This is a genomic window from Petrimonas mucosa, from assembly GCF_900095795.1.
Taxonomy (GTDB): domain Bacteria; phylum Bacteroidota; class Bacteroidia; order Bacteroidales; family Dysgonomonadaceae; genus Petrimonas; species Petrimonas mucosa.
The window spans coordinates 1,929,260-1,942,892 of record NZ_LT608328.1 but is presented as its reverse complement, the minus strand read 5'-3'; the positions used below and the strand labels follow the sequence as shown (position 1 = coordinate 1,942,892).

Genomic DNA, 13,633 nt, shown 5'->3' with positions numbered 1-13,633 from the left:
AAAGAGTCCTTTTGTTGTTGGACCGCCCTCATTTTAATCCGACATCGGAGTTAAAATCGAAGAGATTCTGGATACAAACAGTTAAAATAATTACCTTTGTTTCATTATCGGTAAGGAAAATGAAATCCCGGTCGCTGAAAAAATTCATCTATCTCTCCATTGCCGCGGCAGTGGTTACCATCGGTTTGAAGTTTACCGCCTATCTAAAGACCGGATCGATGGGTTTCTACTCCGATGCGTTGGAGTCTCTGGTAAACTTGTTTGCGGCAGTTATCGCCCTTGTACTGCTTCAGATCTCAGAAAAGCCCGCTGACGAAGGACATGAATATGGTCACGGCAAGGCCGAATATTTCTCCAGTGCCATTGAAGGAGCACTTATCCTGATAGCCGCCTTCAGCATTATCTACAGCTCCATCCTGCGAATTATGGATCCGAAGCCCCTGGAAAGCCTGGGCATCGGAACACTCTTCTCTCTCGCTGCTTCAGCAGTAAACCTCCTTGCCGGTTTGCTGCTGATCCGGACCGGAAAAAAAGAGCAGTCGATAGTGCTTGAAGCTGACGGGAAGCACCTGATGACCGATGTGTGGACATCGGCAGGCGTAATTGCTGGTGTGCTGGCTGTAAAGTTTACCGGATTGCTGGTTCTTGACCCCATTATCGCCATTGTCGTGGCATTGAATATCGTCTATACCGGATACCGACTCATCGGACGGTCGGCCAGTGAACTGATGGACGCCTCCATTCCGCAGGAGGAGATCAGGCAGATTACCGACTACTTCGATTCACTGAAAGGGAGAGAGATCGATTACCACTCACTGTTGACACGCCAGGCCGGCTACCGGAAATTCATATCGTTTCATCTACTGGTTCCCGGCAGATGGACGGTGAAGGAGGGTCACGATTTCGCAGAGACCATCGAACAGGAGATCGAGAAGATGTTCGACGGAACAGTCACCGTCACTACCCACATTGAACCCATCGAAGATCCGTTATCGCTCAATGATATCAATATCGACCGGAGTTTCTATTCCACACTTTCTGCAGAACGGAAATAGGAGGCTCCACCGCGGGGTAATCCTTAATGTTAAAACCTAGCAATCTCCTTTTTAAATCGCTGCAGATTGTGGCGTGGGCAATTTTTGTGGGTCTGATAGCCAGACATCTATCTTCAAGAAAGGGATAGATCTTCAAAACAAAACGATTTAACCGTTTAAGGTTCAGCACGCTCGAGGCCATTTGTGAAGCGTTGAACTGTCAACCGGGAGATACAATTGATAATTTCTTTTCAAACGTCTGTTTAGAGATAAAAGTAACCCCCAAAAGTTTTTTGTCTAACTTTTGGGGGTCCGTTCACGGCGTTATATATCACCGTTATGCAATAGCGCTTCCGATAAGGAAGGCTGCAGCAAGAGCCACAATGGCATAAAGCTCGGGGAAAACGGCAAGAATCAGCGTGTTACCGAAAGCATCGTGTCCCTGACCGATCGAAACAACTCCGTTGGCGCAAACCTGGCCTTGACGGATTGCCGATAACAACCCGATGAATCCCAAAGCCAATCCGGCTGCTAATGTAGCCATCGACTGGAAATAGGTGATTTCGGGTGTCAAGACTTTGAAAATGTTCTGAAACATGAAATATCCGGCGAAACCATACAACCCTTGCGTTCCGGGAAGAGCCGTCAACACCAGGAAGTTACCGAACTTGCCATCTACTTTCTTGGCAGCACCAATGGCTGCATTTCCCACAATTGTAACGCCATAAGCACTTCCAATGCCTGTGAGGGCCAACATAACCGCAATGCCGATATAGGCAATAAATAAATTAGTTTCCATAAATTGATTTTAGTTATTGTGTTTATTAATTTCTGAATTCTATTTGCTGAATGGGCGATACTTTTTCCCTCCGCCTTCAAATTCTGAATTTTTATAAAACTCAACAAAAGTAAGACGTACAGGGTGAACAATCGCTCCCAAAGTATTCATAAATATATTGATAGCATGACCGACAAGAAATATCAATAGATATACAATCGGTTTAGCAATAGCGTTATCTGGGCTCATGCCCGCTGCCAGGCTGTTGAAGACGCTCGCCAGTATTCCTCCCGACAACCCTAAGGCAAAGAGGCGGACATAGGAGAGGATATCACCCAGCAACCCGGTTGCCATATTGTAGCTCTCCCACAACCCGAGTCCCAGATTAACAAGGGGGTTCTTGCCGGGAGAGTTGTAGAAGAAGATCAGCAATGCGGCAGGCACCAGTACAGCCAGATGAACGGTACCGAACATCGGCACTTTTTCCGGCATCAGGGCTGCAACTATACAGCTTACCAGAAGTAAGATCCAACCGATGGTAGAGAGGGAGTATTTGAACCCTTGCTGTTTGATACGGTTGAAAACCTTCATGACCATACCGAATAGCACCTGTATGACACCGAGCACAAGCGACAAGGTAAACATCTGGTTGTTGTCGAAAAAGGCCTTTTCCTTTAACGTCTGAACAACAGGCCAGTCGAGATCATACAGGGCAAAACCGAAGAATCCGCCTGTCAAGAAACCGGTTACCACGGTAGATCCACCCAGCAGTTGAACCAACGACAGAATTGCCTTCATTGAAGAGTTCAACTTGTTTTTCTGGAGCAATTTTACCACCGTGGCTGCTACAAGGAGAAACAATCCATACCCGATATCACCGAGCGATAATCCAAAAAAGAGCATGTAGAACGGTGCGAAATAGGGTGTAAGATCAATCTCGTTATACTTTGGAAGCATATAGAGCTCGGCAATAGGTTCAAAGAGCCGTGCGAACCTGTTGTTTTTGAACTTGATGGGGACGTCGTCATCGGGTGTGGGATCGGCAACATCGAAATAGACAGTCTTCGATTCCAGGTAGTCGGAGATCTCCTGTAGGTTATCTTCAGGAGCCCAGCCCTGCAACAGCATCAGTTTGTCGTCTGCCAGCGAGGCGCCGCATCGACGCACCTTCTTGTAGTTGATCCGTTGTTCGATCTCCCTCATTGCCGCTTTCAGCGATGGCAAGTCCGCCGTAAGCGCTTTCAGTCTCTGCTCCTCTTCTTGAATCCGGTTGCGTAAAGTGGTGATCAGCTCATCCAGCTGAGCAAGCGACACCTCCGGGAGTTTCACTGCTTCCAGGTCGAGTTCGTCAGCAACATTATCGTTTTTGGAAAGGGTAATGAAATAGCTCCTGGAGGTTTCCCTTTTTACTACCACGGCATCGTAAACCGTTTCCCATTCGGGATTGTAGCGATTATCGGGAACAACAAAGAAATTCACTCTGTAACCGGCTCTCCTTAACCGTTCAATGTTTTCCGGATCGAAATTTCCCCAGGGGCGAAGCAGTTCACGCTCCTTGAGACTCACCTGCAATTGCTGGTTCAGTGTTGTGATTGCACCCTGGACAAGCTCGATCTCCCGCGGAATTGCCGATCCCCGTTCAACATCGGGCTCATTCATGGGAACCGGCGACTTTTTATCGATTTGCTTATTCAGTATCTTCTGTGCCTCCCCCAGCTGCTTCAGCCTGCTCAGGAGATCATTCAGTTCTCCGTCATCTTCAGCAAATCTGTCGGACGAAGCCACATGAATCAACCCCAGATCGCGCAACTCGTGCAGGAACGTATCGTAATCCCTGTGATAGGTAAGGAAGGTGAATTTTTTCATTCTCGCTATCATAAGCTCTCCTCCTCTCTCTTTTTCTCCAGATGGGCACGCATGATTTTTTGCGAGGATTTGGAGAGGTTCTCCTCATCCTCGAGGTACCGTTTGATTTTCCGGATGGCATCCTGATAACCGGGTATCTGCACTTTTTCGAAAAGGTTTACTTTCTGTGTCGTCTTTTTTCTTGCGTAGTCGAGCCGCTGGATCCTCAGTTCGTGAAAATCCCGCCGTATACCCAACTCAGCCAGTGTTTCGAGGGTCTTAACGCCATCCAGGTACCATTTAGGGCGATTAAAGAGACTGAACGGCTTGATGTCGAAATCTACCGAGTCGAGTATCGGGACCAGTACACCTGCAATCTTCTTTTTGGAGAGCTGGACATCTTTTACCCGAATCAAGCTGGCATCAAACTCAAGCCACATGCCCACCATCTTCTGGTAGGAAAGGATCTGCTTCTCGAGCTCCTTTTCCAGCTCTTCGATTTCATTTTTCGCCCTTTTCACCTCCATACGCAAAGCCGTCTCCTTGTTCTGTAACGTGGGAAGAGCCCGCTCGCGTATCTTCAGTTGTTTTTCCAACTGCTGGCGTGATGTTTTGTTATATTGAAATTTTATGGCCATATTTTCAGTAAACGTTACCTGTTACTGCTTCCAGTACTTCTCTACCAATTCCCGTTTCATGTTCACCTCCTGCGGGTTGAAATGTTTTGACAACAACTTCCAGGTTGTATCCAGCATCTCAACGGTATCGAGATTCACATCAATGGCAAGAATATACTCCGAGTAATCCCGAGCAAAGGATAATGCCCGCTGGTCGTAATCGGTAAGGTCGAATCCGTTTTCAAGCTTGGTCTTCGCGTTGGCAGCGTCGGCATAGAGACGTACCGCCGCGTTCATTACCTGCGGATGGTCCTCACGTGTCTTCTTGCCCTGTACCAGCTGTTTCAGACGCGAAAGTGAACGGAACGGGTCGACAATCACCTTGCCCACGTCGCTGTCACGGCGGAGGAAGAGCTGACCTTCGGTAATGTAACCGGTATTGTCTGGAACAGCATGCGTGATGTCGCCTCCGGAGAGCGTGGTAACGGCGATGATCGTGATCGATCCGCCGTCGGGAAACTGTGCCGCCTTCTCGTACACCTTGGCCAGGTCGGAATAGAGCGATCCTGGCATGGAGTCCTTCGACGGAATCTGGTCCATACGGTTCGATACGATAGAGAGTGCGTCGGCATAGGAGGTCATGTCTGAGAGGAGCACCAGTACCTGTTCATTCTTGTCCACTGCAAAGTACTCGGCTGCGGTCAACGCCATGTCGGGTACAAGCAACCGTTCAACTGCCGGGTCTTCCGTCGTGTTCATGAAACTGATGATACGGTCGAGCGCCCCTGCGTTGCTGAACACATTCTTATAATAGAGGTAGTCGTCGTTGGTCATCCCCATACCGCCAAGAATGATCTTGTCGGCCTTGGCACGAAGGGCTACCGTTGCCATTACCTGGTTGAACGGCTGGTCGGGATCGGCAAAAAACGGAATCTTCTGACCCGACACAAGGGTATTGTTCAGGTCGATTCCCGAGATTCCCGTAGCGATAAGTTCAGATGGCTGTTTACGTCTCACCGGGTTTACCGATGGTCCCCCGATCTGACGCTCCTCCCCTTCCGGAATAGGCCCTCCGTCAATGGGATCGCCATATGCATTGAAGAAACGTCCGGCAAGCTGGTCACCCACCTTCAGCGAGGGAGCCTTTCCGAGAAAGACCACCTCCGCATTGGTCGGAATCCCTTCAGTACCTTCGAAGACCTGAAGGGTAACCTCGTCGTTGATGATTTTCACTACCTGGGCCAACCGACCGTGAACTGTTGCCAGTTCTTCGTAACCCACATCGGTGGCTTTTACAGAACACGTAGCCTTGGTGATCTGTGTAATCTTGGTGTATATTTTTTGAAATGCTTTAGCCATAATCTTTCAGCTCTTGATTGATAGCAATCGGCTATCAATCGGTATAACTACTTGTTTTCCAGTTTACTTTTGATCAACTCATCCAGTTGTTTGCGATAATCGTAGAATTTTTCCGATTTGAACTCCGAGTAGTTCATCTGACGGCAGACATCGATCACTCTCTTGAAGTATTCGGCAACCTGATTGAAGTTCTCGAACTCAAATTCGGTCCGGCAAATATCCACCACCATATCCAGGATATACTTCTGCCTGTCGATCGGGGTAACCGAATCGATCTCGTCGAATGCATCCTGCTGCAGAATCACAAAGTCGATCAGTTCCGCCTTCCAGAAAGTGATATGGTAATCGACCGGAACGCCGTCGTCACCGAGGATATTGATCTGTTCGGCAATCTCCTTTCCGCGAAGCAACCTTGTTTTGATATCGTTCACTTTCGATGTCCAGTCGTCGGAGATCGCCTTGGAGATATATGCTTCAAATTCGGGATATTCAATATATTTCGAGTAGGACTCGATCGGGTTGATCGCAGGGTACCGTTTTCTGTCGGCACGGTCCTGTTCAAGCGCATAGTAACAGCGGGCCACTTTCTTGGTGTTTTCGGTAACCGGTTCCTTCAGGTTACCCCCGGCGGGCGACACCGTTCCGATAAAGGTGATGGAACCCTCCTTGCCGTTATTCAGGATAACATGTCCCGCACGCCCGTAGAAGTTCGAAATGATTGCCGACAGGTCCATCGGGAAAGCGTCGGGACCGGGAAGTTCCTCCAGACGGTTACTCATCTCGCGCAGCGCCTGTGCCCAACGGGATGTGGAGTCGGCCATCAGCAACACTTTCAAACCCATGGAGCGATAATACTCACCGATGGTCATCGCTGTGTATACCGAAGCTTCACGTGCAGCCACCGGCATGTTCGAGGTGTTGGCCACGATGATGGTACGTTCCATCAGTTTGCGGCCGGTATGCGGGTCATCCAGTTCGGGGAACTCGGTAAAGATCTCCACCACCTCATTGGCACGTTCACCACAGGCGGCAATGATCACAATATCTGCCTCGGCCTGTTTGGAGATGGCATGCTGCAGCACGGTCTTACCCGTTCCAAAAGCACCGGGGATAAACCCGGTTCCTCCTTCCACAATCGGGTTGAGCGTGTCAATCGTCCTGACGCCGGTCTCCAGCAGTCTATAAGGCCTGGGCTTCTCCTTGTAGAGGGTGATCGGCACCTTCACCGGCCATTTCTGGATCATGTTCAGTTCATGCTCCTTTCCATCCTTATCCTCTACCACCGCAATGGTCTCGCGGATGGTGTACTCCCCTTCCACAGCAATGCTTTTCAGTTTGTACTGACCGCGCATTGCGAACGGAACCATGATCTTGTGGGGCTGGAAGTTTTCATCCACTTCACCCAGCCAGGTTCCGGCGGCTACGGTATCACCAACCTGTGCAATAGGCTTAAAAGCCCATTTCTTCTCTTCGTTGAGCGGGAAGGTGTACTGTCCCCTTTTCAGAAAGATACCATCCATCTTGTCCAGGTCGTTCTCCAAACCGTCCAGGTTTCGCTCGAGAAGACCGGGGCCAAGGACTACTTCGAGCATATGTCCCTGAAACTCCACCTCGGTGCCAACCTTCAGTCCGCGTGTGCTCTCAAAAACCTGAACGTAGACGTTTTTTCCGATAACCTTGATGACCTCCGACATCAGCTGCGTACCGTCAAGGTTGATGTAGGCAATTTCATTCTGCGCAACAGGACCATCCACTTCCACGATCACCAGGTTGGAAATGATCCCCTTTACTGTTCCTTTTGTCATATTGTGTTTGTACTTTTAATTTTGTCGATAGATGTTACTCTTCCGGCATTTTTACCTCGCTTTTCAATCCAGCAATCAGTCCCCGGAAGATACGTTCACCCTCTTCTGCATTCAGTTTTACCCAACGCTCCAATATCTGGAGCTTGCACAGGTAGGCAAAAATATACTCTATATTGAAATAATCGAAAACAGTGTTCTCTTCCAGCCAGTCCCAACGGAATTTGTCCATTTTCCTCTCCCGCTCATAGATATCACTCTCCTCAGAAATCCGTACAACGGTGTCGAAAATCTCCAGTTCCTGGCTTAGACCAAAATCGCGTGCATTTGCATTCTCACGGATCAGCCTGGCCACCTGGTTGTTGCCGACCACCACCCGGGTTACATCCATGCCGTACTTTCGGGCATAGATGGCCGACAAGAGGTTGCCGATATTCAGGTTGAGTTCAAACCAGCGCGACATGAGCGAATTCTTCACCTCAATGCCATAATCCATATACAACGAGGAGATCAGGTCTTCCCACAACCGGTTTTCGTCCTGAGCCTCCTCATTCAGCCAGGTTCGGATGAACTCCTCATAAAAAGCGGGGATATTCCGGTTTTTAAGCGGCAGATCCTCCCTGATCCTCCCGATCGTCTCCTGAATCTCCTCACGGGAGATGCTTCCCATCGGATTCAGCTCGCTATCCTTGTTCTTTAACAATTGCAGGAGGTTGTCGTTGTCATACTTCAGGAAGTATTTACTTAACAACCGGTTATCATCCGGTTTCAGTTCTCCGTCCAACATCTCCTTGAACTCTTCCACCGTAAACGGAAGCTTCATGCTGTCGAAAGAGAAATCGGGCAACCCTGCTATAAAACAGTAATATTGATGTTTAAAAAGCATATGTCCTTGTGAGTTTGTAATTCAACGGTTCCGGGAAAATGCGCTGCGCTTCCATGAAATAATGTCTGATCTCAGGAAACTCCATGCGAGGAGGCCGAGCCAATGACTTCCAGATTACTCCTGAACAAATCAGTCAGAAAAGCAGCCGCTGTATCTGTGGACGAAGGAATTGACGGAAATATTCAATGAACTCCTCTTCTCCGAATTTCACCCGGTAGGTACCATCCTCCGGAGAGAGGATAAAACCGGTCTTCAGTCCATTCACCGATTCTATTTTCACTCCTTTTTCGAGCAACTCTTTTGCTTTTCCTGCAATGTATTGCTTCAACTCCTCGGAACGCTCGACCCCGATAGTTAATGTTTCATTTTTCGACCAGTTCTGCACCAATTCAGTAATCAGCTGTTGCATGAATCTCTTGTCTTCAACGGCAATCTTGACATTGGTTTCTGAAAGTTTACCGGTCACCAGGTTGGTAATTTCGCTTTTTAAAGCCTCCAGTGCCTGGGATGCAAAAAGCTTCAACTCCGATTCCGTGTTTCTTTTCCACTCTTCGGTCTCTTTCCTTGCCGATGCAAGGATCTGTTCCGCCTCTTTTTTCGCTTCAGCCACTATCTGATCACGTGTAGCCTTTGCTTCGGCAATGATCATCTCGGCTTCTTTCTTTCCTTTTTCTACCCCTTCCGAGTACAATTTAGAGGTAATTTCCTGAATCTTGTCCATAAAAATTTTTCCGTTATTGTGCAATAAGGTTAATCTCTTATTGACGCCCAAATTATGAGGACAAAGATACAAAAAAGGGAAACATGCGTTGCACAATAATTTCGTTTATTTTTCCATTCCTGCCAACGACGGCTTTTTGATTCGGTGGTTTATATTATTTTTGTGGTCATGGACAAAAAGATCTTCCGGCTGGCCCTTCCCAACATCATCACCAATATCACCGTTCCGCTGCTGGGCATGATCGATATTGCCATTGCGGGACACCTGGGTTCAGCGGTATATATCGGTGCAGTGGCGTTAGGGGCCAACATCTTCAACATGATCTACTGGAATTTCGGATTTATCAGGATGAGCAGCAGCGGTTTTGCCGCACAGGCATACGGAGCCCGGAACTTTACCGAAGCGATGAACGTGTTGATCCGATCTCTGATTGTGGGCATGGGAATCGGTCTGCTGATTCTCCTGCTGCAATATCCGATCGGAAAATTTGCCATAAGCCTGATACAGTCCGGCGAGGAGAGCAGGGCTGCCGTGGAGACCTATTTTCGCATGTGCATCTGGAGCGCTCCGGCGGTGCTCGCAACCTATGCGTTCAAGGGTTTTTTCATCGGGATGCAGAACGCGAAGACCCCGATGGTGATCGCTATTCTCAACAACCTGTTGAATATTGCTCTCAGTGCAACTTTTGTATTCGGTTTTGGCATGAAGGTCAAGGGAATCGCACTCGGGACGATGTTGTCGCAGGTAATCACGCTTGCCGTATGCATATTGATGTGGCTGAAGTTCTACGGCAGACTGAGGAGATATATCGTCGGTCCTTCCATCCTGGACGTCAAGGCCCTCCGCTCCTATTTTCGTGTCAACGGTGACGTATTTGTCCGTACCTTCCTGCTGACGCTGGTCACCACCTTTTTCACCTTTGTATCGTCTGGCATGGGCGATCTGATCCTGGCCGCCAACGCACTGCTGATGCAGTTCTTCATGTTCTTCTCCTATTTCATGGATGGATTCGCCTATGCCGGTGAGGCGCTGACCGGCAGGTATCTGGGAGCTAAAAACCGGGTATTGCTTGTCCATATGTTAAAACGACTCTTTTTCTGGGGATTTATAGTAAGTGGCTTCGCGGTTGTCGTTTACCTCTTCTTCCCCGATCCGATTCTGCGACTGCTTACCAACGACAAGGAGGTGATCGCGGTTGCCAGATCGTTCCTGTTCTGGACAGTGCTCATCCCGATAACCGGATTTGCCGCTTTCCTCTGGGATGGTGTTTTCATCGGAGCAACCGCCTCGAAAGCGATGCGCAACGCCATGATCCTGGCAGCTATCGTCTTCTTTGCCTGTTACTATCTCACCACACCATTGCTGGGGAACAACGGGCTATGGCTGGCCTTTATCCTATACCTCTCAGTACGAGGCATCACCCAGACCGTCTGGGCACGAAAATCACTGCGGTTGGGGTGAGATTGGAAGCCCCAAATTTCACAGAGAGAGTTGAAGTTAGAAAATGAACCTGAACCACTCGGGAAACCATCCGGTGAGAAATTGTTCCATGTTATCATCATAGAGGGCCTCTGCCAGGAATTCCGTTCCGTTCAGATCTCCCAAAGAGTAAGTAGTTGATAAGTAGTTTTCCCTGATATTCACAAAAAACCAAGTCGGAATTGTTGATTTTTTCAGCCATGTCGATCTTTTTTTGCAACTCTGGTGGAAGTTGATTATTGGCTATCTGTTTCTCTTCGTCAGAAGCTTTCAATACCGGATTTAAGGGAGTGGCCTCTCAATGGATCAGATCCTGCGATCTGACGACACGCATCTCATAACCCACATGTGCTTCCAGATTGAAGTTATAACACCAACCGTTCAGGTATCGCAGGCAGTGAGGAGCGGTCTACCGGTCTTTCGCATAATTGTGTTCGGGAGAGAGTATCTCCCACCATATTAGATCTTCTGAGACCACAAACAGTGCGGTGAAAGCTTTTCCTGCATAGGCAGCAGGTTTGCCAATATGGTGACGCCCATGCCTCTCTACGATCTCACATCAACAAATATATGAACATATTCAAATCAGCAATGATCAAAAACCGCCAAATCAACTCTTTTTTTTTAGTAATTATCTGTCTATCGAACGGAAGAATTATAAATTTCTGTACCTTTGAGTTCGGATCGTACCGGTTGTTGAAACCGGATATGGTCGGAGAACATTACGAACGCATGAAATTCAACAATAAAAATTCAACAATCATGAAGCAAAAAATTGGAATGATTACTCTGCTCTTCCTGTCGGTTGCTTTTTACGCAACATCACAGGAGATCATTGCACACCGCGGATATTGGAAAACCGACGGTTCAGCACAAAACTCGATAGCCTCATTGGTAAATGCCGATGCCCTGAAGGTCTACGGCTCGGAGGTCGACATCTGGCTTTCCTCTGATGGTATTCCGGTAGTCAATCACGACGCCGATATCATGCTCGACGGAAAGAAAGTGTCGGTGCAGGAGACCCCTGCCGCTACGCTCAGACAGGTGAAACTGGCGAACGGGGAACCGATGCCTACCGTGGAAGAGTATCTGGCTGCATTTGAAAAATGCGGTAATACCAGGCTGATCGTCGAATTCAAGACACACAAGAAAAAGGAGGCGGAAGACGAGTTGGCAGAGAAGGTGATCAAGATGGTACACGCCAGGGGGTTACAAAACCGGGTAGAGTACATCTCGTTTGGCATCAATCTTGTCAACCAGGTGAGGAAGCTCGATCCTGCCGCACCGGTCTATTACCTGAACGGAGATCTCTCACCCCGGGTAATCAAGTCGATGGGTGCCGCCGGCATCGACTATCACTTCAGTGTGGTGAAAAATAATCCGCATTGGGTAAAGGAGTCGCACGATCTGGGACTGAAAGTGAACGTTTGGACAGTAAATAAAGCGGAAGATATCAAGGAGATGATCGACCTGAAAGTCGACTACATCACCACCGACGAGCCATTGCTGACCAGGAAACTGATTGAAGAAGCAAAATGACACTACAAGAACAACTGATACGGGCGACCGGAATTGCAGCCGAAGCACACACGGGACAATTCGACAAGAACGGACAGCCCTACCTGGGACATGTTGTGCGGGTAATGAGTGCCGGCCATACCCTGAAAGAGAAGATTGCCGGTGTACTGCACGATGTGGTGGAGGATTCCGCCTGGACATTTGAAGCGTTGACAAATGAGGGTTTCTCTCCAGAAATTGTGGAGGCCGTGAAGGCATTGACGCACGACGAATCGGAAACATACGGGGAGTATCTGGTGCGCCTGGCGAAAAATCCGTTGGCCGTCAGGGTGAAGCTGAACGACCTGACTGACAACATGGATATCCGTCGACTGAAAGAGCTCGACGATAAAGCCGTCGCCCGTATCAGAAGATACCTGAACGCATATAAATTCCTTACAGAATCCCCTACCCTTCAAACCGAATAATGGCCGGCATCTACATCCATATCCCATTCTGCAAGACGAGGTGTATCTACTGCGACTTCTACAAGGAGACCGATGAGAGCCAGATGGATGCCTTCACGGAGGCTATCTGCAGAGAGGCCGGTTTACGGAGAGACGAAGTGAAAGAGCCGGTGAGGACCATCTATTTCGGTGGCGGTACTCCCTCTAGATTGAGCAGGGATCATTTCGAAGAAATTTTCAAGCAACTTGCAGCGCTGTTCCAGATCGATCCAGATGCCGAAATCACACTGGAGGCCAACCCGGACGATCTGACGGGAGATTATGCAAAGCTTCTGCAGGGGCTGCCCTTCAACCGGATCAGCATGGGAATCCAGAGCTTCGACGACAAAGAGTTGAAGTTCCTGAGCCGGCGCCATTCAGCCCAACAGGCGGTCAGTGCGGTAAAGCATTGTCGCGATGCAGGGTTCGGAAACATCAGCATCGACCTAATGTACGGCTTGCCTGGTCAAACGCCCGAAAAGTGGAGAGAAAACCTGATACAGGCCTGTGAACTGGATATTGAACATATTTCGGCCTATCACCTGATCTATGAGAAACAGACTAGGCTCTACACGCTACTGCAAAGGGGACGGGTGCAACCCGCGACCGACGAGACCAGCAGGGAGATGTTCTCCATGCTGATCGACATGCTTGCCCTGAACCGATTTGAGCATTACGAGATTTCCAACTTCGCCAGGAACGGAAAATACTCCGCACACAACACCTCCTACTGGAAAAACGAGAGATATCTCGGGCTGGGTCCCTCTGCCCACTCGTACGACGGGGAGAGCAGGTCGTGGAATGTGGCCTCGCTAGAGAAGTACATCACTGCAATCGGGGCAGGTGAACTCCCGCAGGAGAGGGAGCGGTTGACCCATTCGCAGCAATACAACGAGTTTGTACTGACCGGGTTACGGACAATGTGGGGAGTGGATCTGCTCCTGCTGAAGGAGCAATTCGGACAGGAGATGTACGACTACTGCCTGCAGAATGCACGGAAGTTTATCCGGGAGAATCTTTTGACCATCAAGGAGAACTCATTGATACTTAGCCGGGAAGGAATCTTCATCTCCGACGGGATCATGAGCGAACTGATGTGGGTGGAGTAG

Annotated in this window: 14 protein-coding genes; 6 read left to right on the top strand and 8 right to left on the bottom strand. The window is 48.9% G+C overall.

Going from position 1 to position 13,633, the window contains the following annotated elements; genetic code table 11:
* Positions 1 to 119: 119 nt before the first annotated feature.
* Both ING2E5A_RS07770 and ING2E5A_RS15910 read left to right on the top strand, forming a co-directional pair.
* Positions 120 to 1,055: a cation diffusion facilitator family transporter gene (locus ING2E5A_RS07770; RefSeq protein ID WP_071136917.1), complete on the top strand. Its 936-nt coding sequence runs from the start codon at positions 120 to 122 to the stop codon at positions 1,053 to 1,055.
* A gap of 128 nt (positions 1,056 to 1,183) precedes the next feature.
* On the top strand, positions 1,184 to 1,426 hold the full coding sequence (locus ING2E5A_RS15910) for a helix-turn-helix domain-containing protein (RefSeq protein WP_083373254.1): 243 nt from the start codon (positions 1,184 to 1,186) through the stop codon (positions 1,424 to 1,426).
* Here ING2E5A_RS15910 and ING2E5A_RS07765 read toward each other — a convergent pair.
* From ING2E5A_RS07765 to ING2E5A_RS07735, 7 genes are all read right to left on the bottom strand, one after another.
* Complete coding sequence (locus ING2E5A_RS07765) at positions 1,372 to 1,833, bottom strand: V-type ATP synthase subunit K (RefSeq protein WP_071136916.1); 462 nt, start codon at positions 1,831 to 1,833, stop codon at positions 1,372 to 1,374. The two genes, ING2E5A_RS15910 and ING2E5A_RS07765, sit on opposite strands and share 55 nt — an antisense overlap.
* A 39-nt stretch (positions 1,834 to 1,872) precedes the next feature.
* Positions 1,873 to 3,690, bottom strand: coding sequence for a V-type ATP synthase subunit I (locus tag ING2E5A_RS07760; protein WP_071136915.1), 1,818 nt, complete (start codon positions 3,688 to 3,690; stop codon positions 1,873 to 1,875).
* The gene (locus ING2E5A_RS07755; protein WP_071136914.1) at positions 3,687 to 4,295 is read right to left on the bottom strand and encodes a V-type ATP synthase subunit D; all 609 of its coding nucleotides are present in this window, start codon (positions 4,293 to 4,295) and stop codon (positions 3,687 to 3,689) included. The genes ING2E5A_RS07760 and ING2E5A_RS07755 overlap by 4 nt, the downstream gene beginning before the upstream one ends.
* Positions 4,296 to 4,316: 21 nt before the next feature.
* Positions 4,317 to 5,636, bottom strand: coding sequence for a V-type ATP synthase subunit B (locus tag ING2E5A_RS07750; protein WP_092032959.1), 1,320 nt, complete (start codon positions 5,634 to 5,636; stop codon positions 4,317 to 4,319).
* A gap of 44 nt (positions 5,637 to 5,680) precedes the next feature.
* Complete coding sequence (locus ING2E5A_RS07745; protein ID WP_071136912.1) at positions 5,681 to 7,438, bottom strand: V-type ATP synthase subunit A; 1,758 nt, start codon at positions 7,436 to 7,438, stop codon at positions 5,681 to 5,683.
* A 34-nt stretch (positions 7,439 to 7,472) separates the two neighbouring features.
* Positions 7,473 to 8,321, bottom strand: coding sequence for a DUF2764 family protein (locus tag ING2E5A_RS07740; RefSeq protein WP_071136911.1), 849 nt, complete (start codon positions 8,319 to 8,321; stop codon positions 7,473 to 7,475).
* A gap of 133 nt (positions 8,322 to 8,454) precedes the next feature.
* Complete coding sequence (locus ING2E5A_RS07735) at positions 8,455 to 9,042, bottom strand: V-type ATP synthase subunit E family protein (protein WP_071136910.1); 588 nt, start codon at positions 9,040 to 9,042, stop codon at positions 8,455 to 8,457.
* Between the two features lie 168 nt (positions 9,043 to 9,210).
* Here ING2E5A_RS07735 and ING2E5A_RS07730 point away from each other — a divergent pair, with 168 nt between their 5' ends.
* Positions 9,211 to 10,503: an MATE family efflux transporter gene (locus tag ING2E5A_RS07730; RefSeq protein WP_071136909.1), complete on the top strand. Its 1,293-nt coding sequence runs from the start codon at positions 9,211 to 9,213 to the stop codon at positions 10,501 to 10,503.
* Between the two features lie 36 nt (positions 10,504 to 10,539).
* On the opposite strand, the gene ING2E5A_RS15315 is transcribed toward ING2E5A_RS07730, so the two are convergent.
* Positions 10,540 to 10,686 carry a hypothetical protein gene (locus tag ING2E5A_RS15315; RefSeq protein ID WP_154670059.1) on the bottom strand — a complete coding sequence of 49 codons (147 nt, stop codon included), beginning with the start codon at positions 10,684 to 10,686 and terminating at the stop codon, positions 10,540 to 10,542.
* 597 nt (positions 10,687 to 11,283) lie between these two features.
* Here ING2E5A_RS15315 and ING2E5A_RS07725 point away from each other — a divergent pair.
* The 3 genes from ING2E5A_RS07725 to hemW are packed head-to-tail and all read left to right on the top strand — an operon-like array spanning position 11,284 to position 13,633.
* Positions 11,284 to 12,060 (top strand): glycerophosphodiester phosphodiesterase family protein, encoded by a 777-nt coding sequence (locus tag ING2E5A_RS07725; protein WP_071138265.1) that lies wholly within the window; start codon positions 11,284 to 11,286, stop codon positions 12,058 to 12,060.
* Complete coding sequence (locus ING2E5A_RS07720; protein ID WP_071136908.1) at positions 12,057 to 12,506, top strand: HD domain-containing protein; 450 nt, start codon at positions 12,057 to 12,059, stop codon at positions 12,504 to 12,506. Before ING2E5A_RS07725 ends, ING2E5A_RS07720 begins: the two co-directional genes overlap by 4 nt.
* Entirely contained in the window at positions 12,506 to 13,633 is a 1,128-nt protein-coding gene (gene hemW / locus ING2E5A_RS07715) for a radical SAM family heme chaperone HemW (protein WP_071136907.1), read from the top strand. Before ING2E5A_RS07720 ends, hemW begins: the two co-directional genes overlap by 1 nt.

Bases quoted from the DNA above. Each gene is read 5' to 3' on its own strand.
- ING2E5A_RS07770 (WP_071136917.1), top strand. From the start codon at position 120: ATGAAATCCCGGTCGCTGAAAAAATTCATCTATCTCTCCATTGCCGCG.
- ING2E5A_RS07765 (WP_071136916.1), bottom strand. From the start codon at position 1,833: ATGGAAACTAATTTATTTATTGCCTATATCGGCATTGCGGTTATGTTG.
- ING2E5A_RS07760 (WP_071136915.1), bottom strand. From the start codon at position 3,690: ATGATAGCGAGAATGAAAAAATTCACCTTCCTTACCTATCACAGGGAT.
- ING2E5A_RS07755 (WP_071136914.1), bottom strand. From the start codon at position 4,295: ATGGCCATAAAATTTCAATATAACAAAACATCACGCCAGCAGTTGGAA.
- ING2E5A_RS07745 (WP_071136912.1), bottom strand. From the start codon at position 7,438: ATGACAAAAGGAACAGTAAAGGGGATCATTTCCAACCTGGTGATCGTG.
- ING2E5A_RS07740 (WP_071136911.1), bottom strand. From the start codon at position 8,321: ATGCTTTTTAAACATCAATATTACTGTTTTATAGCAGGGTTGCCCGAT.
- ING2E5A_RS07735 (WP_071136910.1), bottom strand. From the start codon at position 9,042: ATGGACAAGATTCAGGAAATTACCTCTAAATTGTACTCGGAAGGGGTA.
- ING2E5A_RS07730 (WP_071136909.1), top strand. From the start codon at position 9,211: ATGGACAAAAAGATCTTCCGGCTGGCCCTTCCCAACATCATCACCAAT.
- ING2E5A_RS07725 (WP_071138265.1), top strand. From the start codon at position 11,284: ATGAAGCAAAAAATTGGAATGATTACTCTGCTCTTCCTGTCGGTTGCT.
- ING2E5A_RS07720 (WP_071136908.1), top strand. From the start codon at position 12,057: ATGACACTACAAGAACAACTGATACGGGCGACCGGAATTGCAGCCGAA.
- hemW (WP_071136907.1), top strand. From the start codon at position 12,506: ATGGCCGGCATCTACATCCATATCCCATTCTGCAAGACGAGGTGTATC.